This is a genomic window from Indioceanicola profundi, from assembly GCF_003568845.1.
Classification (GTDB): Bacteria; Pseudomonadota; Alphaproteobacteria; order Azospirillales; family Azospirillaceae; genus Indioceanicola; species Indioceanicola profundi.
Genome location: NZ_CP030126.1, coordinates 2,185,929 through 2,206,334, shown reverse-complemented (window position 1 = coordinate 2,206,334; position 20,406 = coordinate 2,185,929). Strand labels below are relative to the sequence as shown.

At 67.3% G+C, this 20,406-nt stretch carries 19 protein-coding genes; 13 read left to right on the top strand and 6 right to left on the bottom strand.

What is annotated here, in order from left to right; all coding sequences use genetic code 11:
- Positions 1-5: 5 nt before the first annotated feature.
- The 3 genes from DOL89_RS10555 to spt all read left to right on the top strand — a co-directional run bounded on the left by DOL89_RS10555 (position 6) and on the right by spt (position 2,655).
- Complete coding sequence (locus tag DOL89_RS10555) at positions 6-986, top strand: NAD-dependent epimerase/dehydratase family protein (protein WP_119679113.1); 981 nt, start codon at positions 6-8, stop codon at positions 984-986.
- Between the two features lie 184 nt (positions 987-1,170).
- Complete coding sequence (locus DOL89_RS10550) at positions 1,171-1,422, top strand: acyl carrier protein (RefSeq protein ID WP_119679112.1); 252 nt, start codon at positions 1,171-1,173, stop codon at positions 1,420-1,422.
- A 3-nt stretch (positions 1,423-1,425) separates the two neighbouring features.
- Positions 1,426-2,655 (top strand): serine palmitoyltransferase, encoded by a 1,230-nt coding sequence (spt, locus tag DOL89_RS10545; protein WP_119679111.1) that lies wholly within the window; start codon positions 1,426-1,428, stop codon positions 2,653-2,655.
- Between the two features lie 8 nt (positions 2,656-2,663).
- Here the strand turns inward: spt and DOL89_RS10540 are convergent, their stop codons facing one another.
- The 4 genes from DOL89_RS10540 to DOL89_RS10525 all read right to left on the bottom strand — a co-directional run bounded on the left by DOL89_RS10540 (position 2,664) and on the right by DOL89_RS10525 (position 6,480).
- Complete coding sequence (locus DOL89_RS10540; protein WP_119679110.1) at positions 2,664-3,257, bottom strand: class I SAM-dependent methyltransferase; 594 nt, start codon at positions 3,255-3,257, stop codon at positions 2,664-2,666.
- Between the two features lie 115 nt (positions 3,258-3,372).
- The gene (locus DOL89_RS10535; RefSeq protein WP_119679109.1) at positions 3,373-4,317 is read right to left on the bottom strand and encodes a hypothetical protein; all 945 of its coding nucleotides are present in this window, start codon (positions 4,315-4,317) and stop codon (positions 3,373-3,375) included.
- Positions 4,314-5,279 carry a diacylglycerol kinase family protein gene (locus DOL89_RS10530; RefSeq protein ID WP_119679108.1) on the bottom strand — a complete coding sequence of 322 codons (966 nt, stop codon included), beginning with the start codon at positions 5,277-5,279 and terminating at the stop codon, positions 4,314-4,316. Before DOL89_RS10530 ends, DOL89_RS10535 begins: the two co-directional genes overlap by 4 nt.
- 10 nt (positions 5,280-5,289) lie before the next feature.
- Positions 5,290-6,480 (bottom strand): CDP-alcohol phosphatidyltransferase family protein, encoded by a 1,191-nt coding sequence (locus tag DOL89_RS10525; protein ID WP_119679107.1) that lies wholly within the window; start codon positions 6,478-6,480, stop codon positions 5,290-5,292.
- A 131-nt stretch (positions 6,481-6,611) separates the two neighbouring features.
- On the opposite strand from DOL89_RS10525, the gene DOL89_RS10520 reads away from it, so the two are divergent.
- The 7 genes from DOL89_RS10520 (at position 6,612) to DOL89_RS10490 (ending at position 13,378) form a co-directional block, all read left to right on the top strand.
- Positions 6,612-7,565 (top strand): metallophosphoesterase family protein, encoded by a 954-nt coding sequence (locus tag DOL89_RS10520; protein WP_162937447.1) that lies wholly within the window; start codon positions 6,612-6,614, stop codon positions 7,563-7,565.
- A 162-nt stretch (positions 7,566-7,727) separates the two neighbouring features.
- Complete coding sequence (locus tag DOL89_RS10515) at positions 7,728-8,168, top strand: HIT family protein (protein WP_119679105.1); 441 nt, start codon at positions 7,728-7,730, stop codon at positions 8,166-8,168.
- Positions 8,169-8,191: 23 nt separating this feature from the next.
- Positions 8,192-9,427 carry an LptF/LptG family permease gene (locus tag DOL89_RS10510; protein WP_162937446.1) on the top strand — a complete coding sequence of 412 codons (1,236 nt, stop codon included), beginning with the start codon at positions 8,192-8,194 and terminating at the stop codon, positions 9,425-9,427.
- Positions 9,424-10,494: an LPS export ABC transporter permease LptG gene (lptG, locus tag DOL89_RS10505; protein WP_162937445.1), complete on the top strand. Its 1,071-nt coding sequence runs from the start codon at positions 9,424-9,426 to the stop codon at positions 10,492-10,494. The genes DOL89_RS10510 and lptG overlap by 4 nt, the downstream gene beginning before the upstream one ends.
- Positions 10,495-10,641: 147 nt before the next feature.
- Positions 10,642-11,436 carry a sterol desaturase family protein gene (locus DOL89_RS10500; protein WP_225889760.1) on the top strand — a complete coding sequence of 265 codons (795 nt, stop codon included), beginning with the start codon at positions 10,642-10,644 and terminating at the stop codon, positions 11,434-11,436.
- Positions 11,433-12,599: a dATP pyrophosphohydrolase gene (locus DOL89_RS10495; protein WP_205574558.1), complete on the top strand. Its 1,167-nt coding sequence runs from the start codon at positions 11,433-11,435 to the stop codon at positions 12,597-12,599. Before DOL89_RS10500 ends, DOL89_RS10495 begins: the two co-directional genes overlap by 4 nt.
- Positions 12,596-13,378 (top strand): nucleotidyltransferase family protein, encoded by a 783-nt coding sequence (locus tag DOL89_RS10490; protein WP_318658493.1) that lies wholly within the window; start codon positions 12,596-12,598, stop codon positions 13,376-13,378. The genes DOL89_RS10495 and DOL89_RS10490 overlap by 4 nt, the downstream gene beginning before the upstream one ends.
- Positions 13,379-13,474: 96 nt before the next feature.
- Here the strand turns inward: DOL89_RS10490 and DOL89_RS10485 are convergent, their stop codons facing one another.
- Positions 13,475-14,803: an erythromycin esterase family protein gene (locus DOL89_RS10485; RefSeq protein ID WP_119679102.1), complete on the bottom strand. Its 1,329-nt coding sequence runs from the start codon at positions 14,801-14,803 to the stop codon at positions 13,475-13,477.
- 145 nt (positions 14,804-14,948) lie between these two features.
- Positions 14,949-16,058: an alanine dehydrogenase gene (gene ald, locus DOL89_RS10480; RefSeq protein WP_119679101.1), complete on the bottom strand. Its 1,110-nt coding sequence runs from the start codon at positions 16,056-16,058 to the stop codon at positions 14,949-14,951.
- 136 nt (positions 16,059-16,194) lie between these two features.
- On the opposite strand from ald, the gene DOL89_RS10475 reads away from it, so the two are divergent.
- From DOL89_RS10475 to glyS, 3 genes are all read left to right on the top strand, one after another.
- Positions 16,195-16,653, top strand: coding sequence for an Lrp/AsnC family transcriptional regulator (locus DOL89_RS10475; protein ID WP_162937444.1), 459 nt, complete (start codon positions 16,195-16,197; stop codon positions 16,651-16,653).
- Positions 16,654-16,742: 89 nt separating this feature from the next.
- Positions 16,743-17,651 (top strand): glycine--tRNA ligase subunit alpha, encoded by a 909-nt coding sequence (locus tag DOL89_RS10470; RefSeq protein ID WP_119679099.1) that lies wholly within the window; start codon positions 16,743-16,745, stop codon positions 17,649-17,651.
- Between the two features lie 2 nt (positions 17,652-17,653).
- A complete protein-coding gene (glyS, locus tag DOL89_RS10465; protein ID WP_119679098.1) occupies positions 17,654-19,897 on the top strand; it encodes a glycine--tRNA ligase subunit beta in 2,244 nt (747 codons plus the stop codon).
- Positions 19,898-20,406 lie beyond the last annotated feature (509 nt).

The following is a 20,406-nucleotide window of genomic DNA, read 5'->3' as shown; positions in this document are numbered from 1 at the left end:
CTGACATGACCGGGGTCGAGGCGGACGATGCCTTCCTGGCGCGTCCGGTAGCGTCGGTCACCGGCGGCACCGGCTTCCTGGGCCGCTTCATCGTGCGGGCGCTGGATGCGGCGGGCTATCGTGTCCGTCTGCTGGTGCGCGGCGACCCGATGCATCCGCAATTCCAGGACCTGCGGCTGGAGATCGTGCCCGGCGACCTGAACAATCCCGAAGCACTGGCCCGGCTGGCGGAGGGCGTTGCCGTGCTGGTGCATGGGGCCGGGCTGATCAAGGCGCGGGACCGGGCCGGCTTCATGGCGGTCAATCGCGATGGAAGTCGTGCCGTGGCGGAGGCGATGGCCGGCCGGGCGCCGGATGCGCGACTGGTGGTCGTTTCCAGCATGGCGGCGCGGGAGCCGGAGCTGTCCGATTACGCCGGCAGCAAGTGGGCAGGGGAAGAGGCTGCGCTGGCCGCCTTCGGGCACGACCGTGCGCTGATCGTACGCCCGCCGGCCATATACGGCCCCTGGGACCGGGAGACGCTCGCCGTGTTCAAGGCGGCGCAGGGGCCGGTGGTTCCCGTGCTCGGCGGTCCGGGGGCGCGGATCGCCCTGATCCATGCGCAGGACTGCGCTGCGGCCATCGCGGTGCTGGCGGCCCGTGGAACTCCCGGACGGGTATATGAGTTGTCGGACCAGAACCCAGGGGGATACGCCTGGGGCGAGTTGCTGGATGCAGCGGCGGCGGCCCTCGGCACGTCGCCTCGGCGTGTGCCGGTGCCAGCTGCGGCATTGCGTCTCGTCGGCGCCATTGGCGGTCTGCGCGCCCGGCTGACGGGAGAGCCTGTGATGCTGAACACAGGCAAAGTCCGCGAAATGCTTCATTTGGATTGGTCTGCGCGGCCGGATAAACTTCCGCCGCCAGACCTCTGGCAGCCGACGATTGGTCTGGATAATGGTTTCCGCTCGGTAGCGGAATGGTACAGATCGGCCGGGTGGCTTTCCTGATCGATACGGGTGTTGCGGATTTACAAGGGTTAGAGCCGATCAACGCATGGCAACAATGTGTTGCGGTGGTTTTCCCTTGAACGGGTTTCTATTGCATTTACCTTACGGGGCCGTGACGGTTCCCTGATCTCGCGGACACATCGTGTCGTGTCCAGTTCTACACCAATCCAGTTCGGGTCGTTGAATGGCTTCTCAACACGACGACATAATCGAGGAAATTATCCGCGCCCTCGGGCCGAACCTTCACGCGCCAGTCACTATCACGCCGGATACCAACATCACGCGCGATCTTGGACTGGACAGCCTCGCCGTCATGAATTTCGTGATGGTGCTGGAAGACAAGTTCGACGTGTCAATTCCCCTCGACCGTATCGCCGAAGTCGAGACGGTGGGTGACTTGGCCAACACTATCCATGATCTTCGGGGCAATTCCTGAACAATGACGATCCTTGCCAAATTCGCCCCGCTCCGCGAGGCCTACGAGAGACTGGCATCGTTCGGGCACGATCCGTTCTCCGTGCAGTTTGAGCAGATCCTGTCGCCGACGGAGGGAATGCTCCGGGGCCAGCGGACGATCCTGCTCGGAACGAACAACTATCTGGGCCTGACCTTCGACCAGAGCAGCATCGACAAGGGCGTCGAAGCGCTGGTGGAACAGGGCACGGGCACGACCGGTTCGCGCATCGCGAACGGTTCCTATGCCGGCCACCGCGACCTGGAAAAGGCGCTGGCGAAGTTCTACGGCCGTGAGCACTGCATGGTGTTTACAACCGGCTATCAGGCCAATCTCGGCATCCTGTCCACCCTGGTGGGCAAGGACGACGTGCTGGTGATCGATGGCGATAGCCATGCCAGCATCTACGACGCCGCCAAGATGACCACCGGCCAGGTCGTGCGCTTCCGCCACAACGACCCGGACGACCTCTACAAGCGCCTGCGCCGTCTGGCCGACCATCCCGGCAACAAGCTGGTGGTGGTGGAGGGCATCTACTCCATGCTGGGCGACACCGCCCCGCTGAAGGAGATCGCCCAGGTGAAGCGGGAGACCGGCGCGTTCCTGCTGGTGGACGAGGCGCACTCCATGGGCGTCCTCGGCGACCATGGCCGCGGTCTGGCCGAGCAGGACGGGGTTGAAAAGGACGTCGACTTCGTCGTCGGCACCTTCTCCAAGAGCCTGGGCGCTGTCGGCGGCTTCTGCGTCTCCGATCTTCCGGACTTCGACATCCTGCGCGTGGCCTGCCGGCCCTATATGTTCACGGCTTCCCTGCCGCCGTCGGTCATCGCGACCACGCTGCAGGCGCTGAAGCGCGTGCAGGAGGAGCCGGGTCTGCGCCTGAAGCTCATGTCCAATGCCCGCCGTCTGTATGACGGGCTTAAGGCCCAGGGTTTCCAGGTCGGTCCGGAGGCGAACCCGATCGTCGCCATTGCCATGCCCTCGCGGGAACTGGCGATCGCCTTCTGGAACGCGCTGCTGGATGCGGGCCTGTACCTGAACCTGGCGCTGCCGCCGGCAACGCCGAACAATCTGGCCCTGCTGCGCTCCAGCGTCAGCGCTGCCCACAGCACGGCGCAGATCGATCAGGCCATCTCCCTGTTCACCCAGGTTGGCCGCAAGCTGGGCGTGCTCCCGGCCGATGGCGGTCTGCGAGTCGCTGCCGCGGCCGAGTAACAGTCTCCTCAGACCCGACGCCAGAGCGTGGCAAGCCATGTCTGCTGGCGTCGGGGCAGCCCCGGCGGCCGACGCCATTCCCCGATCAGATCAAAGCCCGCCATGCGGGCTTTTTTCTTGAGCGTCTGCGGCCGGCGGAAAGCCAGATACCGGTCTTCCGCCCAGCCTTCCTGGTCCGCACCCGTGGGATCGCAGGCATAGAGAATGCCGTCGGGTTTCAGCGTGTCCCGGATATCCGACAGAACGCTGGCCAGCGCGCCCGTGGGAACATGGAACAGCACCGCCTGCGCCCAGACTCCATCGAACCGGGCCGGCGGCAGGGCCGGGGCGAACAGGTCCCGCTCCCACAGCTCCGCCCCGGCATGGCGGCGGGCCGCTTCGGCCAGGGCCGGGCAGCCTTCCAGCCCGACGGCGCGATAGCCGGCATCCACGAACGCCTTCAGGTCCCGCCCCGGACCGCACCCCAGATCCAGGATTTCCGCCCCGGACGTCAGCGCCGCCAGGAACCGTTCGCGGGCATCTCCCGTGTCGTGGGACAGCAGGGCGGCGATATAATCATCCGCATGGGCGGCGTAGTGGGGCAGGGAGCAGGGCAGGGCCATGGAGACGTAACCTCTCCGCAGCCCGTAGGTCGCGAGGAGGCGGAGCCGGATTGCGACATCATTCCGTCAGTCGGGAAGCCGTCGTATTCCGCTCCGCTCCATGCGACCTACGCGACTACCGTATCGCCCCCTTGCGCCACAGCCGCCACAGCACGACAGGGGAGGCCAGGATGGGGTGGCGGCGCTGCCAGGGCGAGAGTTCCACCCGCACGCCCGAATGCCGCTCCACCTTCCAGGCCAGATAATCCACCCCGCCGGTGAAGGTGAAGGCTGCCTTGACCAGTCGGGCGATGTTCAACGGCTTGCCCGCCATCCGGCGACGGCCCCAGGCGCGGCGGGCGCGGTCACGCTCGGTAGGATCGATCCCAGGCCGGATTCTGCCATCCTCCAGCTCAACAATATCGACCCCTCCCTTGGTAAGGGAGGGGCGGAGCAGGCGTTCGTAGCGGCCGGGGAAGCTGTCCACGATATGACCGGCCCGTTCACCCTTCTCGACACGCAGTTCGGCGGCATAGGTGTGGCGGAACAGGGCGTCCCAGTAGTCGCGCGCCGTGCCCTCGGCCGGTCCCAGCCGCACGGCCCAGCCGGCGGCGGTCGTTACGGCCTGCGCCACCGCCTCGGCGGCCCAGTCCCACATAGCCGCCTCACGCGCGTAGATCAGCCGGGCCGGCTGGCAGAAGCGGGCCCAGATGGTGGTATCCAGGCTGTCGGGCCGGACGGCGCGGGCGAACTGGGCGCGGCTCATGATTGCTACCTTCGCCCGCACGATGCGCCCCTGCCAGGGCAGCTCCCAGTACTCCACATTGGGCGGAAGGCGGCCATTCAGGAAGGCGTGCGCCGGGCGGGCATGCCAGTCGGTCAGCCGGTCCACCAGCACATAGAAGTCCAGGATGCCGTCCAGGTCGCCGGTGCGCAGCACGCTGCCATAGAACAGTACCGCGGCCACGGTTCCGCCGCCTCTAGCTGCCAGATGATCCGCCATCGCGGTGGCGGCCGGCACCACAGGCTCCACCAGTTCCGCGGCGATTAGCCCGGTCAGCGAAGGCGAGTCCGCGCTCACGGCACGACGTAGTCGATCACGGCGGGGGTGGACAGCCGCACCACGCCGCCGGGTCCGGGCTCGAACAGCTCGCCATCCATGATGAAGGGCCGCGTCAGCTCCATTCTGATCTCGCTGGCCATGCCGCTACGATAACCGTCGGCCAGCATCCAGTCGGTGGGCTTGCCCTTCATCAGCGGCAGCACGGCGCGGGACAGCCGCTCTGGATGGGCGGAGATGTCGAGATAGCGGATCGGCTTCTCCCCATTGCCCCAGAAGGGCCAGAGGCCCATGACCAGACGGTGCAGGGTGGTCGCCAGGAACAGGAAGCGGTTGCCCTGCGGGCTGTTGGAGCCGTCCGGCACCACCGTCATCGGCTCCCCGTCCAGCAGGCGGTCGGGATCGTTGCCGAAAAGGGTGCGATACAGCGTGCCGGCCAGGGTCAACGCCACGGCGGCATTGTTGTTGAAGCCCTTGGCATGCACCTTCTCCTGCGCCAATGCCGTAGCCTTGGTGAAGGCAGCCGCGCCCAGGAAGGTGCCGCGCACGGGAGCGTGGCTGTCGTCATCCCAGCGCGCCTCCAGCACCGGCCGGCGCTGGATATGGCTGCCCAGCGTGCCGTTGCGGGCATTCTCCATCAGCCGGCTGAACCCCTTCATGCCGTGCCCGCTGGTGCCGACATCGGCTGCGATCAGGTTGGTCTTGCCGGATGCCAGAATGCTGACGGCGGGCAGGTTCTCGTCGCCATAGGCCTTGGGCAGGGCGGTCAGTACCTCCCGCACAGTGCCGTCGCCGCCATCGACGACGACGATGCCGACCTCGTTCCGGGCGAAGTCGGCCAGCGTTTCGGCCAGCTCCTCCGGCGTTGCGGGTTCTGCGAAATAGAATCCCAGCAGGTGCGCCGCCTGCTCCCGCAGGTCGCCCCCGGCCCCGCCCTTGTTGCGGGTGCTTTTCGGATTCCGGATAAGGCCTAGACGGATCATGGATATGGACTCAGGCAGACAGCCAGGAGGTGATGGGGCCGCGCCGCTTGGCGGCCAGCGCCTGGACGATCTGCACGCAATGGATCAGGAAGGACAGCACCGTCCACCACGCCACCGCCACCATGCCCAGGTCCGGCCGGCCCACCAGGGAAAAGCCGGTCAGCAGCAGCAGGTTCGGGTTGCGGCGGGCGGTGATCAGGCGGAAGAAGCTGTCGAAGGGCCGCCAGATATGGATCTCGATCTTGAACAGGGCAAGGAAGATGCCCTCCTGGATGCGCTGGGCCACATAGCCGATCACGACGATGGACAGGATCAGCGCCGTGTTCTCCAGGCTCATCCCCACCGCGGCCAACCCCACGATCCAGGCCCAGTACCAGAAGGGCGGGTGGACCAGGTCGATGCCGTGATCGAACACATTGCCCCACGGGCTGGAGGTCAGGGTGACCCGCGCCAGCTTGCCGTCCACCGTGTCCAGGAAGGTCATCATCCAGGCGAAGAACAGGCCCGGCAGGAAGTGGCCCGTCCAGAACAGGTAGAAGGCCGCGGCGACGCAGAGCGCGCTGACCGTGGTGACGAAGTTCGGCGTCAGCCCGGCGATGGCGCACCATTTGGTGACGTGCCGCGCCGGGGTGGGCCACACATACTTCGTGACCAGATCGGTGACGCCCTTGTAGCTGCCGGAGAACATGCGCTTCTCGATCGCGGGCAGCGTTTCCGCCGTCAGCCGCAGCAGATAGGGCGTCTCCTTCTTGCGGAGCTGGTTGTTGTAGGAGGAGGAAATCTCCCCCGGCGTGCCGACGCGCAGCCGGGCCGCCAACGATTCAGGTACGGCCCCGCCCGCGTTCAGCATGGCGACGACTTCTCCGGCGAGGTCCGGTGGCACATGGGCGGCCACGGCCTGTCCGGTCTCCGCATCGGTCAACACCGTGCCGGGCTGTTTGATCAGGTCCTTGGCCAGGGGCTCGTCGAACACATAATCGGCCCGGAACAGCACCTGCGCCCGGCCGGCCGGTGCGGCACCCTCCGCGATCTCCAGCCCTGAACGGCGGAAGATGCGGTGCAGCCGCTCCGTCGAGGACATGCCCCACAGGCGCACCGGGCTGCTGCCCACGACCACGCCCACCGGCGCGGCCGGGGCCGCGGCGGAGGTGGTCACGCTGCTGTCATTGCGGGAATCGCTCACGGTATGCACGGCGGCCATCTGTGGTTCTATTGTCCGGATGGCGGTCTACATACCCTCGCCGTCGAGGTTTTCCCACCATTCGGCGCGCGATTTGCGCGCCGACGTGGTAGATGGGCGGCCCCGCCCTGCATTTCTTCCCGGGATGTTGCATGGACGCCTACAGTTTTGCGCATTTGTCCGACCCGCATCTGCCGCTCGCCCCGGAACGGCCGCTGACCCGCGCACTCCTGTCCAAGCGGCTGCCCAGCTACATATCCTGGCAACGCAAGCGTTTCCGCATCCACCAGCCGCGCGTGATGGACCTGCTGCTGGCAGACATCGACGCGCATGATCCCGACCACCGCGTCGTGACGGGCGACCTCGCCAACATCGCCCTGCCTTCCGAATTCGAGGCTGGAGAGACGTTCCTGCGCCGTGTCGGGCCGCCGGACCGGGTGACCTTGATCCCCGGCAACCATGACGTCCTTGTTCCGTCGGCCTGGGAGGAGGGGTTGGCGCGCTGGCGGGACTGGATGGCCGGCGACGGCGCACCGGCATCGGCGGAGGGGTCGGGCCTGTTCCCGGCGCTCCGCATCCGCGGGCCGGTCGCCTTTGTCGGGCTGAATTCCGGTATTCCGACGCCGCTCGGCAGCGCCCAGGGCACGTTGGGGCCGGAGCAGCTCGCCACGGCGGAGCGCGTCCTGTCCGACCTGGGCGGCAAGGGCCTGTTCCGCGTCCTGCTGGTCCACCACCCGGTGGCCGAAGGCGTGGTGAAGCAGCGCAAGGCGCTGACCGACCGGGCGGAGCTGCGGGCCGTGCTGAAGCGTGCAGGGGCGGAGTTGCTGCTGCACGGCCATGCACACTATGCCCATATGTGCAGCCTGCCGGGCCCCCTGGGGCCGATCCCATCCATGACCGTGCCCTCCGCCTCCGCCGTGCGGCACAAGCATCACGATGCCGCCCGCTGGACCCTGGTTCGGGTCCGCCGGGAGGAAGGGAAGGGCTGGCGGGCCGAGGTGACCCTTCGCGGGCTGACGGCCGACGAGGCGGGTTTCGAGACGCTGGGTCGGTTCGACCTGTTGCTGGCCGGGCCGGCGGCAGGCCCTCCCACGGCTGCGGCGTGACCGGGGCGTCCGGTGCCGCCCTCCCTCCGATGGGCGGATGCCGGACGCGCTTGTTTGCGCAGGCCGGCGCTTGCCCCTAGACTGGCCGGATTCACCTCCGTTCCGTGCCGGGCGTCACAGCCCGGAGTAACGGGGCGATCCTATCCTGACCGGAATGGTTCGATGATCAATCCCACCATGGCCAAGTTCGGCCATCCGCAGAGCCTGATTGCGGAAACCACCTACTGGACCGTCCAGCTCCGCCCCCAGCAGCCGACGCTGGGCGCGCTGGTGCTGGTCTGCAAGGAACCGGCGACCGCCTTCGGACAGGTAAGCCCGGAAGCCTTCGCGGATCTCCAGAAGGCGGTGGCGGGAGCGGAATCGATGCTGTCGCGGTTCGTGGGATACCAGAAGATCAATTACCTGATGCTGATGATGGTGGACCCGGACGTACACTTCCATGTCATTCCCCGCTATGAGGGGGCGCGGGAGCATGGGGGAGTAAGCTTCCCCGACACGGGCTGGCCCGGCCCGCCGGCCCTTTCGCCGGCGGTGGCGCTGTCCGACGGGCAGCGGAACGCGCTGGTGGCGGAGTTGAAGGCCCTATGGGCGGCGGTACGTTGAAGGACGGAACAGGGACAATGGAAATGGCGCGGTCTGCTCGGCGCGGACGGTTTCCGTCCAGCACCCGGCTGCTCGACCGGTACATCATGCGGGAGACGACCAAGCCGTTGCTGGTCTCCCTCACGGTGGTGCTGATCGCGCTGCTGATGGAGCGCATCCTGCGCCTGTTCGACCTGCTGGCCAACCATGGCGGGCCGTTCGACCTGGTGCTGCGGATGGCGGCCAATCTGGTCCCGCATTATCTCGGCCTGGCCCTGCCGGCGGCGTTCTTCATCAGCATCTTCGTCGTCGTCTCCAAGTTCGGAGAGGAGAACGAGCTGGACGCTCTGCAGTCCACCGGCCTGTCGGTGGCGCGCTTCGCCCGGCCGTTCCTGTGGATGGGGGCCGGGCTGATGGTCTTCTCCATCCTGCTGTTCGGCTTCGTGCAGCCCTATAGCCGCTATGCCTACGGGGCCATCTATCACAGCGTGGTCTATGCAGCCTGGGACGCCACCGTGCCGCAGGCGGCCTTCGTCGACGCGGGCGACGGGCTGACCATCACGGCCGACATGGTCGATCCCACCGGGCGGGAGCTGGAGCGGGTCTTCGTCCATCAGGTCCGCGAGGGAGCCGAGCTGGTGACCACGGCTGCCCGCGGCGTTCTGGGCACGAACGAGGAACGCACCCGCATCCTTCTGACATTGGAGGACGGGGTGCAGCTCCGCACCCCTTCGGACGCGGAGCCGCAGGTGCTGAGCTTCGGCAGGCTGACCCTGGACCGCGATTTCTCGCTGGAAGCGCCTCCCTTCCGCGCCCGCGGCGGGAATGAGCGGGAGCTGACGCTGCTGGAACTGTGGGGGGAGATACATGCGCCCTTCTCCCTGACCCCGAAAAGCCAGCTGGAGGCGGAATTCAATGCGCGGCTGGCCCGTGCCCTGACCCTGCCGCTCTTGCCGCTGCTGGCCGTGCCGATGGGCATGGCAGCGAAGCGCGCCCGGCGGGGTGTCGGCATCGCCGTGGCGGCGGTGATCCTGGTGCTCTACAACCACTCCCTCCAGTTCGGTGAGAGTCTGGGCGATGTGGGGCGCATTCCGCCTGCACTGGGCATCTGGGTGCCCTTCGTCCTGTTCAGCATCCTGTGCGCATGGCTGTTCCACCGCGCCCAGGTCAGGCCGGGAGAGAACCCGTTCGGTCACGCCTTCGACCGGATCGAAGGCCTAGCGCAGGATATGGGCCGCCTGTTGCCGCGGCGGCGCAAGCGGAAGCGGGGGGCGGCATGACCGGCGTCATCGCACGTTACATGACGCGCATTTTCCTGGCCCGCTGCCTGGCGGTGCTGGTGGCGCTCGCAGCCCTGCTGCAACTTCTCGACCTGCTCGACGCGGCCAGCGCGGTGCTGGAGCGGGGCGGGGGATTTCTGGACCTCGGCCGCTATGCCGCCCTGCGCCTGCCGGTGATGCTGGAACGGCTGGTGCCGCTGGCCGTTCTGATCGGCTCACTCGTGACGCTCTGGGGACTGGCCCAGAATAACGAGGTGGTGGCCATGCGCTCCGCCGGGCTGACGCCTTATCAGCTCCTATGGGCGCTGGTGCCGGCAGCCGCCGCGGTGGCCGTGTTCCACCTGATCCTGGCCGACCAGATCGCCCCAAGGGCCGAACGGGCCTTCTTCACATGGTGGGCCGCGACCGAGCCTCCGGGCGATGAGCCGAGGAAGGAAGACCCGCTCTGGCTCCGGGTCGGGGAAAACGTCGTCTCCGCCCAGCGGGTCCGCGAGGACGGGCAGCGGCTGGAGGATGTTCGCATTTTCGTCCGGGACGAGGACGGGAGGGTGACCGAGCGGCTGACCGCATCGGTCGCGGTCTTCACGCCCAGCGGTTGGCAGTTGGAGCAGGCGACCCGCGTCGACCTGCGGAATGACGCCCGGCTGGAGCGGTTCGACGAGCTTGCCTGGGACGTCCGCCTGCATCCGGCAAATGTGGTGGAGCTGACCCAGCCGGTGCAGAACATCCCGTTCCTGCGGCTGCGCAGCATCCTGCGCGGCCAGTGGTCCGGAAACCAGAGCCCAGCCTATTACCAGACCCGCCTGCATGAAACCTATTCCGGCCCGTTGGCCTCGCTCGTCATGCTGCTGCTGGCCGCACCGGTGGCACATGGGCTGCGGCGGCGCGGCGGGGCGCAGGGCGCGCTGGCGCTGGGCATCAGCATCGGGTTGGTGTTCCTGCTGGCCGACGGGCTTCTGGTGGCGCTGGGAGAGGCCGGGGTGCTGCCCCCCGTTCTGGCGGCCTGGGGACCGACCCTGTTCTTCACTGCCGTGGGCGGGGCCATCCTGGTCTATGTGGAAGGATAGCGCGGCGGCGCTGCCACACCTTGACAGTATGGCTGGCCTGCGGCTCCCGCTCGCTTGATGAACAGTCGGGTTGCTCCTAGTTTCCCGCTACGGAAATGTGCAATCGGCGCCTGAAGGGCGCCCATGGTGAAGTAAAGGAGTTCGGGCATGTGGGGCGACGCGTGGCGCGGCCGCAGCTATGACCTGGGCAAGATGACCCTGAAGGAACTGGCGGTCGCCTACTGGACCTATCCGGCAATTCAGGTTTATTCGGCGCTGGCGGTGGTAAGCGGCGTGCTGGCGGTTGTCTGGGCGGAAAGCTGGCTGGCGCCGCTGGCGGCCGTCGCCGTGGCGGCGCTGCTCTATCCGCTGGCCTGGTACTGCATCCACCGTTGGATCCTGCACGGGCGCTGGCTCTACAAGATGCCGTGGACGGCCTCCCTGTGGAAGCGCATCCATTTCGACCACCACCAGGACCCGCACAAGCTGGACGTGCTGTTCGGCAGCCTGGCCAACACGCTGCCCACCATCGCGGCGGTGACGGTGCCGGTAGGATGGCTGATCGGCGGGCCGGCCGGTTCCGCGGCGGCCCTGTCCTCCGGTCTGGTCTGCACCTGCGTGTACGAGTTCTTCCACTGCATCCAGCACCTGAACTACAAGCCCCGCTGGGCCTGGGTGGCGCGGATCAAGCAGTTGCACCTGCAGCACCACTTCCATAACGAGGACGGCAATTACGGCATCGTCTCCTACCTGCCGGACATGGTCTTCGGAACCTATTACAACAGCGCGAAGGAGCGGCCGCGCAGCCCGCACGTCTTCAATCTGGGCTATGACGTGAAGGAGGCGGAGCGGTATCCCTGGGTCATGAAGCTGACCGGCTCCCCGCCCCGCGACCGTCCGCCCCGGGCGACGGAGCGGCGGCCGGCGGACAAGGACCAACCGGAGATGAAGGCCGCATCGTGAGCGCTGCCGAACAGGCGGGTACAGTGACGGGGACGGTGCGGATCGTCCCCGTTTCCCTGTCCGACAAGGCCATGCTGGACCGGTTCATCCGCGTCCCCTTCCACGTCAATGCGGGCGACCCGAACTGGGTGCCGCCTTTGATGATGGAGCGGCGCGAAGCCTTGTCGCCGAAGAAGAACCCGCTGTTCGCCCATGCCGAGGCGCAGCTCTTCCTGGCCGTGCGCGACGGGCGCGATGTCGGCCGGATCAGCGCCCAGATCGACCGCCTGTCCCCGCTGACGGCCGAAGGCATCGGCTATTTCGGCATGATCTGTGCCGAAGACGATCCGGAAATCTTCCGCACCCTGTTCGCGGCGGCGGAGGACTGGCTGCGCGCCCGCGGCCGCACCCGGATCCTGGGTCCCTTCAACCTCTCCATCAATGAGGAGACCGGGCTGCTGGTTGACGGGTTCGACACCCCGCCCATGCTGATGATGCCCCACGACCCGCCCTATGCGATGCGGCGGGTGGAGGAGCTGGGTTACGCCAAGGCCAAGGACGTATTGGCCTATCATTACGATATCCGGCATGATTTTCCGCCCGCCGTGCGCAAGCGGCTGGAGAAGCCGCTGCCGCCGGGCACGGTGCTGCGCCGGCTGGACATGTCCCGCTACAAGCAGGAGATCGCGGCGCTGACCGGCATCTTCAACGATGCATGGGCCGGCAATTGGGGCTTCGTGCCGCTGACGGAGGCGGATACCGACCATCTCGCTGCCTCCATCCGCCCGCTGATCGACAGGAACCTTGTCTGGTTCGTGGAGATCGACGGGGAGCCTGCGGCCTTCATGGTGACGCTGCCCAACCTGAACGAGGCCATCCGCGATCTGAACGGCAGCCTGCTGCCCTTCGGCTGGGCCAAGCTGGTCTGGCGGCTGAAGGTCAAGGGGCTGAAGACCGGGCGCGTGCCGCTGATGGGCGTCAAGCGCAAACATGCCAAGGGCCTGTCCGGCGGCATGCTGTCCTGGCTGCTGATCGACGCCTGCCGCAGGGAATGCCTGAAGCGCGGCATGGAGTTCTTCGAGCTGTCCTGGGTGCTGGAGGACAATGTCCCCATGCGGCGCATCGCCGAATCCATTATCGCCAGCCCTTACAAGACCTACCGCATCTACGGTAAGACGCTGTGACCGTGCCCGTTTCCACCTTGATCCTGGCCGGTTCCCGCGGGCCGGACGATCCCATGGCGGTGGCTGCCGGCGTCAGCCACAAGGCCTTTATCCCTGTGGGCGGCGTGCCCATGATCTGCCGCGTGGTCCGCGCCCTGCTGGCCTGCCCGGTGGCGGGCACGTTGCTGGTCTCCATCGAGCGGCCGGAGCTGGTGGAGGGAGATGCGGAGTTGGGCCCGCTCGCAGCCTCCGGCCGTCTGCGCGTGCTGCCCGCCGCCGGCAGCCCGGCCCGCTCCGTCGCCGCGGCACTGGAGCAGGCAGGCACGCCGCTGCTGGTCACGACCGCCGACCACGCCCTGCTGCGTCCGGAATGGGTCACGCATTTCTGGACCCATGTGCCGGAAGAGGCCGATGTCGCCGCCGGCCTTGCCCGGAAAGAGGTGATCGAGCGGGACGTGCCCGGCACCCAGCGCACCTATCTGCGATTCGCCGATGGCAGCTTCTCCGGCTGCAACCTCTTCGCCTTCCGCACGCCGGCGGCGCTGGACGTGGTGCGGACCTGGCAGAAGGTGGAGCAGGACCGCAAGAACCCTCTGAAGCTGGTCGCCATGCTGGGGCCGGTGGCGGTCGCCAGATTCGCCATGGGCGCGCTCACTCTGCCGGACGCGCTGAAACGGCTGGGGGAGATCAGCGGGGCCAAGGGGGCGGTGGTGGAAATGCCCTTCGGCATGGCCGCCGTGGATGTGGACAAGCCCGCCGATCTGGAACTGGCGGAGCGGCTGGCGGCGGCGGCTTCGTAGGTCGGATCAAGCGGAGCGCCGATCCGACACACCGTCATTGGTCTTCGCCACCGTGTCGGATCATCGCCATGGGCTCGATCCGACCTACGGACTTCCTCAAACCCCGAACGGCCAGGTTTCCGAGGGGCCGTGGTCCGGCTCCTCGCCCAGGGGCGTCACGGCCTTTGTTTCGGCGAACCAGAGGTAATGGTCGAACTGGCTCGGCAGCTCGGCGCCGAAATAATGGCTGGTCCGCTCCGTCTCCGGCCGGTAGATCACGCCGATGGCCCGTTCCAGCCGCCGCTCCATCAGCGCGTCGATGACTTCCGAATTGTCCTTCTTCTCCAGATCCAGCAGGAAGCTGGGGATGCCGGTATCGCGGCACAACGCCTCGTAGCTGTCGGAGCGGGCGGGGACGATCCGCTTGAACTGCACCGGCTCGTCCCAGTCGTCCGCCGCGGCCACGATGCCGCGGTCGGTGCCGAAGCCGATGATGCGCACCGCATCGTCGAAGCGGTCGCGGCACAGGCTGCCCACATTCACCTCGCCCATGTCGCCCATCTCGGTGGCGGTGGCATCGCCGCAATGGGAGTTGTGGGCCCAGACCACGGCCTTGGCATCCGGCCCGCGGGCGCGCAGCACCGCCTCCAGCGTGTCCACCATATGGGTGTCGCGCAGGTTCCAGCTTTCATAGCCGGAGCGGTACATGGCCCGGTAATAGCGCTCGGCATCGGCCACCAGCCGGGCATTGGCCTCGGCATCCAGGAACTCCTCCCCGTCGGCGCGCAGATATTCCATGCGGCGGGACATCAGCTCCTGCAGAACCTTCAGCACCTCCTTCTCACAGAAGGGCGTGCCGAAGGAGAGGGCGGCGGCGCCGTACCCCTGCGGCTCCTCCTGGAAAGGCGTCAGGCAGCCGTAACGCCGCCGCGCCTCCGCCGCCGCCTCCGGGTCCACACGGTCCAGATAGTCCAGCACGGCACGGATTGAGCCGCCCAGGCTGTAGAGGTCCAGCCCGTAGAACCCCACTTTCCGGTCGGGATCGTTGACCCGCTCATTATGTTCGCGCAGCCAAGCGACGAACGCCTCCACCTCCCGGTTCCGCCACATCCAGGTTGGAAAGCGCTGGAAGGGCGGCTCCCCGTCGCCGGTCGGGATGGGGCGGCCGCGTATGTGGCGGTCGATCCGGGCGGCGTCCGGCCAGTCGGCCTCCACCGCCACGATGTTGAAGCCGTGATGCTCCACCAGCCTCCGGGTGATCGCGGCGCGGGCGCGGTAGAATTCGGAGGTGCCGTGGGTGGCTTCCCCCATCAGCACGATCCGCGCCTCCGCCAGCCGGTCGAACATCCCGCCGAACCCGTCATCCCCGATGGGCGGCAGCGGTTCGGCCGCGGCCCCGATCAGCCGGGTGATCTCCGGGTTCTTCCCCACATCGCCGTACCGCATCTCTTCTCCTCCCCGCGAGCGGGTGTGGCAACAGGGGGGAGGTGCTACGGTTCCGGCAGATGTGCGGCTCGTAACGTCCGGACAAAAAAGAAAAGCCGCCCCGGCTGCCCGGCGCGGCTCTCCTCCTGAAACAATCCGGCCGGGATCAGCCCAGCACCGTCTCCGGCGCCACGACCTGGCCCAGATGGGCGATGCCGGGGTGGGTCAGCTTGCCCTTGAAGACGTTCAGCCCGTTGCGGAGATGCACGTCGTCGGCCAGCGCTTGGCTCCAGCCCTTGTCCGCCAGCGCCAGCACGAAGGGTGCCGTGGCGTTGTTCAGGGCGAAGGTGCTGGTGCGGGCCACCGCACCCGGCATGTTGGCGACGCAGTAGTGGATGACGCCATCCACCACATAGGTCGGGTCGGCATGGGTGGTGGGCTTCGAGGTCTCGAAGCAGCCGCCCTGGTCGATGGCCACGTCCACCAGGACGGAGCCCGGCTTCATCCGGCCGACCAGCTCACGGGTGACGACCTTCGGGGCTTCCGCACCCGGAACCAGCACGGCGCCGATGACCAGATCGGCCTCCAGCACATGCTGCTCCACCGTCTCCACATTGGAATAGACGGTGTTCAGGCGGCGGCCGAACTGCAGGTCCAGGGCGCGCAGCCGGTCCAGCGACTTGTCCAGCACGGTGACATGCGCTTCCAGCCCGATGGCCATGCGGGCGGCATTGGTGCCGACGACGCCGCCGCCGATCACCACCACCTTGGCCGGCGGGGTGCCGGGCACGCCGCCCAGCAGGATGCCGATGCCGCCATAGCTCTTCTCCAGGCAATGTGCGCCGGCCTGGATGGACATGCGGCCGGCGACCTCGCTCATCGGGGCCAGCAGGGGCAGGCCGCCATTGCGGTCGGTCACCGTCTCATAGGCGATGCAGATGGCGCCGGAGTCCTGAAGCAGCTTGGTCTGGTCCGGATCAGGGGCCAGATGCAGGTAGGTGAACAGGACCTGGCCGGGCCGGAGCATGCGGCACTCGTTCGGCTGCGGCTCCTTCACCTTCACGATCATGTCGGCGCGGGCGAAAATCTCCTCGGCCGAGTCCACGATGGTGGCGCCGGCGGCGACATACTGGTCGTCCGTCAGGCCGATGGCCGTACCGGCGTCCTTCTGGACGATGACCTGATGACCATGGACGGTGAGCTGACGCACATTGCCCGGGATCAGACCCACCCGGTACTCGTGATTCTTGATCTCCTTCGGCACGCCGACGAGCATGGAAGCCTCCGTTGATTTTATGTGCCGAGCTTACTCCGAAGGGGCGGAGAATGTCCTTGCAAAGGGGCCTGCCGCCATGGCCCACTTTCGATGAATCGTGCGTGGAAATCAGGATCGGCGGCGGAAAATGCGGGCGATGGACTTCGACGCCGTGGATCGTAGGATTCTGCTGGCGATCCAGGCGGATGGGCGGGTCAGCGTGGCCGACCTTGCGGAGCGGGTAGGCCTGTCCGCCTCCGCCTGCCATCGGCGGCTGAAACGGCTGGAGGATGAGGGGGTGGTGGAGGGCTATGTGGCCCTGCTGAATCCCTGCGCCATGGGCCTCGGCACCTCAGTCTTCGTCTCCATCACCCTGGACCGCCAGCAGGAGCAGGACCTCGCCCTGTTCGAGGCCAAGGTGCGGGAATGCCCGGAGGTGATGGACTGCTATCTGATGGCCGGCGACGCTGACTATCTGCTGCGCGTCGTGGTGGCCGACGGGGCGGATTACGAACGGCTGCACACACAGGTGCTGACCCGGCTGCCCGGCGTCGCCCGCGTCCGCTCCAGCTTCACCCTGCGCACCGTCGCCAAGCGCACGGCGCTACCCACCTGAGACCAGGGGCCCCCATACCGCGCCTTGATTCCCCAAGGGCCGGCCTTTAAGGTGCCGCACCGCAATAAAACCACGAAGTTCCAGCGCAAATGGCGGCCGGCGACACGGGCAGGAAGCCCCTCAGCTTTCAGGGTGTGATCCTCACCCTCCAGCAATTCTGGTCCGAACAGGGCTGCACCATCCTGCAGCCCTACGACATGGAGGTGGGCGCGGGTACGTTCCACCCGGCGACCACCCTGCGGGCGTTGGGTCCGGACGCCTGGAACGCCGCCTATGTCCAGCCCTCGCGCCGTCCCAAGGATGGCCGCTATGGCGAGAACCCGAACCGGCTTCAGCATTATTATCAGTTCCAGGTGATCATGAAGCCATCGCCGGCGGACATCCAGGAACTGTACCTGAAGTCGCTGGTGGCGCTGGGCATTGATCCCGCCCTGCACGACATCCGCTTCGTCGAGGATGACTGGGAAAGCCCGACCCTGGGCGCCTGGGGCCTGGGCTGGGAGGTCTGGTGCGACGGGATGGAGGTGACGCAGTTCACCTATTTCCAGCAGGTCGGCGGCATCGAGTGCAATCCCGTGGCGGCCGAGCTGACCTACGGGCTGGAGCGGCTGGCCATGTATATCCAGGGCGTCGAGAACGTCTACGACCTGGATTACAACGGCCGCGGCGTCACCTATGGCGAGGTGTTCCACCGCGCCGAACAGGAATTCAGCGCCCACAACTTCGAGCATGCCGACACCGACATGCTGTTCCGCCACTTCCAGGATGCGGAGAAGGAGTGCAAGGCGCTGCTGGCGGCGGGGCTCGCCCTGCCGGCCTATGATCAGTGCATCAAGGCCAGCCACCGCTTCAACCTGCTGGACGCCCGCGGCGTGATCTCCGTGGTGGAGCGGCAGAGCTATATCCTGCGCGTCCGCGAACTGGCCAAGGCCTGCTGCGACGTATGGCTGGCCGACAGGTACCGCAAAGAAATCTACCGGCCGGTGGGGGCCGCCTGACCATGGCCGAACTTCTGATCGAACTCTTCATGGAAGAGATCCCGGCCCGCATGCAGGCGCGTGCGGCGGAGGATTTCCGCAAGCTGGTCACCGACAAGCTCGCCGCCGCCGGTCTGGTCTTCGAGGGGGCGGAGGCGCACAGCACTCCGCGCCGCCTCGCCCTCGTCGTGCGCGGCCTGCCCACCCGGCAGGCGGATGTGCGGGAGGAGAAGAAGGGGCCCCGCGTCGGCTCGCCCGAACAGGCGCTCCAGGGCTTCCTGCGCGGCGCCGGCCTGACCGACATCGGGCAGGCGGAGGTGCGCGACACCGGCAAGGGCGAGTTCTATTTCGCCGTGATCGAGAAGAAGGGGCAGGAGACGATCACCGTCCTTCCCGCCCTGATCGACTCTGCGATGCGGGAGCTGCCCTGGCCGAAATCCATGCGCTGGGGTGCGAACAGTCTGAACTGGGTGCGCCCGCTGCACGGCATCCTGGCCCTGTTCGACGGGCAGGTGGTGCCCGGCAGCCTGACGCTGGGCGTGCAGGAGCCGGCGCCCGAACAGTCCGACGGCAATGTCTGCCTGGCGGGGGAGCCGACGCGCACCGCCATCGCCTATGGCGACACCACCCGCGGCCACCGCTTCCTGGCCCCCGATGCCGTCCAGGTCGCCGGCTTCGACGACTACAAGGCCAAGCTGTTCGCCGCCAACGTCGTGCTGGACCGGGAGGAGCGCAAGCGCCTGATCCTGGAGGCGGCGGAGCGGCTGGCGGCGGGCGAGGGGCTGGTGCTGAAGTCCGATCCCGGCCTGCTGGACGAGGTGGCAGGGCTGGTGGAATGGCCGGTCGCCTATGTCGGCCGCATCGACGACCGGTTCATGGACGTGCCGGCCGAGGTGCTGACCACCTCCATGCGTACCCACCAGCGTTATTTCGCCCTCGAAACGAAGAAGGGCGCGCTTGCGCCGCGCTTCATCGTCATCGCCAACCGACCCACGGTGGACGGCGGCAAGGCGGTGGTGGCGGGGAATGAGCGCGTGCTGCGCGCCCGCCTCTCCGACGCCAAGTTCTTCTGGGACCTGGACCGCGCGACGCCGCTGGAGGACCAGCGCGCCAAGCTGGCCGACATCAAGTTCCACGACAAGCTGGGCACGGTGCTGGAGCGCGTGGATCGGATCGAGAGGCTGGCGGCGGAGATCGCCGGCGCGCTGAACCTCGACGCGGCCACGGTGGACAAGGTCCGCACCGCCGCCCGTCTCTGCAAATCCGACCTCGTCACCGGCGTGGTGGGCGAGTTCCCGGAGGTGCAGGGCATCCTCGGCGGCTACATCGCCAAGGCGCAGGGCCTGCCGGCCGAGGTGGCCGACGCCATCGCCGACCACTACAAGCCCCAGGGGCCGAGCGACCGCGTTCCCACCGACCCCGTCGCCATCTGCGTGGCGGTGGCGGAGAAGATCGACACGCTGGTCGGCTTCTTCGGCATCGACGAGAAGCCTACGGGTTCACGCGACCCGTTCGCGTTGCGTCGTGCCGCGCTGGGCGTGATCCGGCTGGTGGTGGAGAATGGGCTGCGGGTGAAGTTGGGCAAGGCATTCGCTGCTGCGTTGCGCGCGCTGGATGCGCAAGAGACGCCTTCCTACCATCTTCATTTCGCTTACCATGCGAAACACCGAGAAGAACGCGGCCCGAGAACAGGTGAAGCTGTTCTGGAGAGCGAAATTATTCCTGAAGTGTCTAGGGATCTTCAGGACTTCTTCGCCGACCGTCTTAAGGTCGCGCTGAAGGAGCAGGGCGTCCGCCATGACCTCATCGATGCGGTATTCGCGTTGGGCGGTCAGGACGATCTCGTGCTGCTGCTGAAGCGGGTGGAGGCGCTGGCCGGGTTCGTGACGTCGGAGGATGGGGCGAACCTGCTGGTGGCCTATCGCCGCGCCGCCAACATCCTGCGCATCGAGGAGAAGAAGGACGGCCGGAGCTATGGGCAGCAGAAGGCCGACCCGATGCTGCTGGCCCAGGGCCAGCCGGAGGAGCAGGCGCTGTTCGGGGCGCTGAACGACGCCGCGGCGGAGTTGGAGCCGCTGCTGGCGGCGGAGGATTTCACCGGGGCCATGCGGCTGCTGTCCGGCCTTCGCGCACCGGTGGATGCCTTCTTCGACAAGGTCACGGTGAATGTGGATGATGCCGATCTGCGCGCCAATCGTCTGCGCCTGCTCTCCACCATCCGCGACACGCTGAACAGCGTCGCCGACTTCTCCCGGATCGAAGGCTGATCCATGACCCCGTTCCGCCCAGCCCCGGCCGCGGAGATGCGGCGGGGGGCCGGGCGGGGATGTAGCGGAGTTACGGCGCCAGCCGCCTGTGGCGCTACTTCCACTACCGGGGCGGCCGCCGCTCCGCCACCTTGCGCGGTGCCAAGCCCTCGCCCCAGCGGGGAGAGGGCGGCGAGGCGGATGCCAAGCGGGAGAGGAGGCGGTTCTTCGCGGGGGTGTCCGGGAAGGCGGCAAGACCCCCTCTCCCCATCCTCTCCCCGCAGGGGAGAGGGCTCACTTTCCGCTGCTCCTCTCCGCCATCCCGGCAAACACCGGGACCGGGGAGCCGGGCATATCAGCGCACCATTATGTGCAGCGCATCCCGGAAAGTGTTGCATTGCGTTTCATTCGTTCACACGCCGTTTGAGCAGGGGCCGGATCGCGGCGTTTCGCGTTACGCTCCCTGCGACAACAATTCAGGGGCCGGATGCCCCTTTTTCGTGTTTCACCGCTGGCGTCAGGTGCGGGCG

What these genes read in the sequence shown, in the direction of transcription:
- DOL89_RS10550 (WP_119679112.1), top strand. Translation starts at nt 1,171, where the DNA reads ATGGCTTCTCAACACGACGACATAATCGAGGAAATTATCCGCGCCCTC.
- DOL89_RS10530 (WP_119679108.1), bottom strand. Translation starts at nt 5,279, where the DNA reads ATGATCCGTCTAGGCCTTATCCGGAATCCGAAAAGCACCCGCAACAAG.
- DOL89_RS10510 (WP_162937446.1), top strand. Translation starts at nt 8,192, where the DNA reads ATGGCGCGGTCTGCTCGGCGCGGACGGTTTCCGTCCAGCACCCGGCTG.
- DOL89_RS10475 (WP_162937444.1), top strand. Translation starts at nt 16,195, where the DNA reads ATGGACTTCGACGCCGTGGATCGTAGGATTCTGCTGGCGATCCAGGCG.
- DOL89_RS10485 (WP_119679102.1), bottom strand. Translation starts at nt 14,803, where the DNA reads ATGCGGTACGGCGATGTGGGGAAGAACCCGGAGATCACCCGGCTGATC.
- DOL89_RS10515 (WP_119679105.1), top strand. Translation starts at nt 7,728, where the DNA reads ATGATCAATCCCACCATGGCCAAGTTCGGCCATCCGCAGAGCCTGATT.
- ald (WP_119679101.1), bottom strand. Translation starts at nt 16,058, where the DNA reads ATGCTCGTCGGCGTGCCGAAGGAGATCAAGAATCACGAGTACCGGGTG.
- DOL89_RS10555 (WP_119679113.1), top strand. Translation starts at nt 6, where the DNA reads ATGACCGGGGTCGAGGCGGACGATGCCTTCCTGGCGCGTCCGGTAGCG.
- DOL89_RS10500 (WP_225889760.1), top strand. Translation starts at nt 10,642, where the DNA reads ATGTGGGGCGACGCGTGGCGCGGCCGCAGCTATGACCTGGGCAAGATG.
- lptG (WP_162937445.1), top strand. Translation starts at nt 9,424, where the DNA reads ATGACCGGCGTCATCGCACGTTACATGACGCGCATTTTCCTGGCCCGC.
- spt (WP_119679111.1), top strand. Translation starts at nt 1,426, where the DNA reads ATGACGATCCTTGCCAAATTCGCCCCGCTCCGCGAGGCCTACGAGAGA.
- DOL89_RS10525 (WP_119679107.1), bottom strand. Translation starts at nt 6,480, where the DNA reads ATGGCCGCCGTGCATACCGTGAGCGATTCCCGCAATGACAGCAGCGTG.
- DOL89_RS10540 (WP_119679110.1), bottom strand. Translation starts at nt 3,257, where the DNA reads ATGGCCCTGCCCTGCTCCCTGCCCCACTACGCCGCCCATGCGGATGAT.
- DOL89_RS10520 (WP_162937447.1), top strand. Translation starts at nt 6,612, where the DNA reads ATGGACGCCTACAGTTTTGCGCATTTGTCCGACCCGCATCTGCCGCTC.
- DOL89_RS10470 (WP_119679099.1), top strand. Translation starts at nt 16,743, where the DNA reads ATGGCGGCCGGCGACACGGGCAGGAAGCCCCTCAGCTTTCAGGGTGTG.
- glyS (WP_119679098.1), top strand. Translation starts at nt 17,654, where the DNA reads ATGGCCGAACTTCTGATCGAACTCTTCATGGAAGAGATCCCGGCCCGC.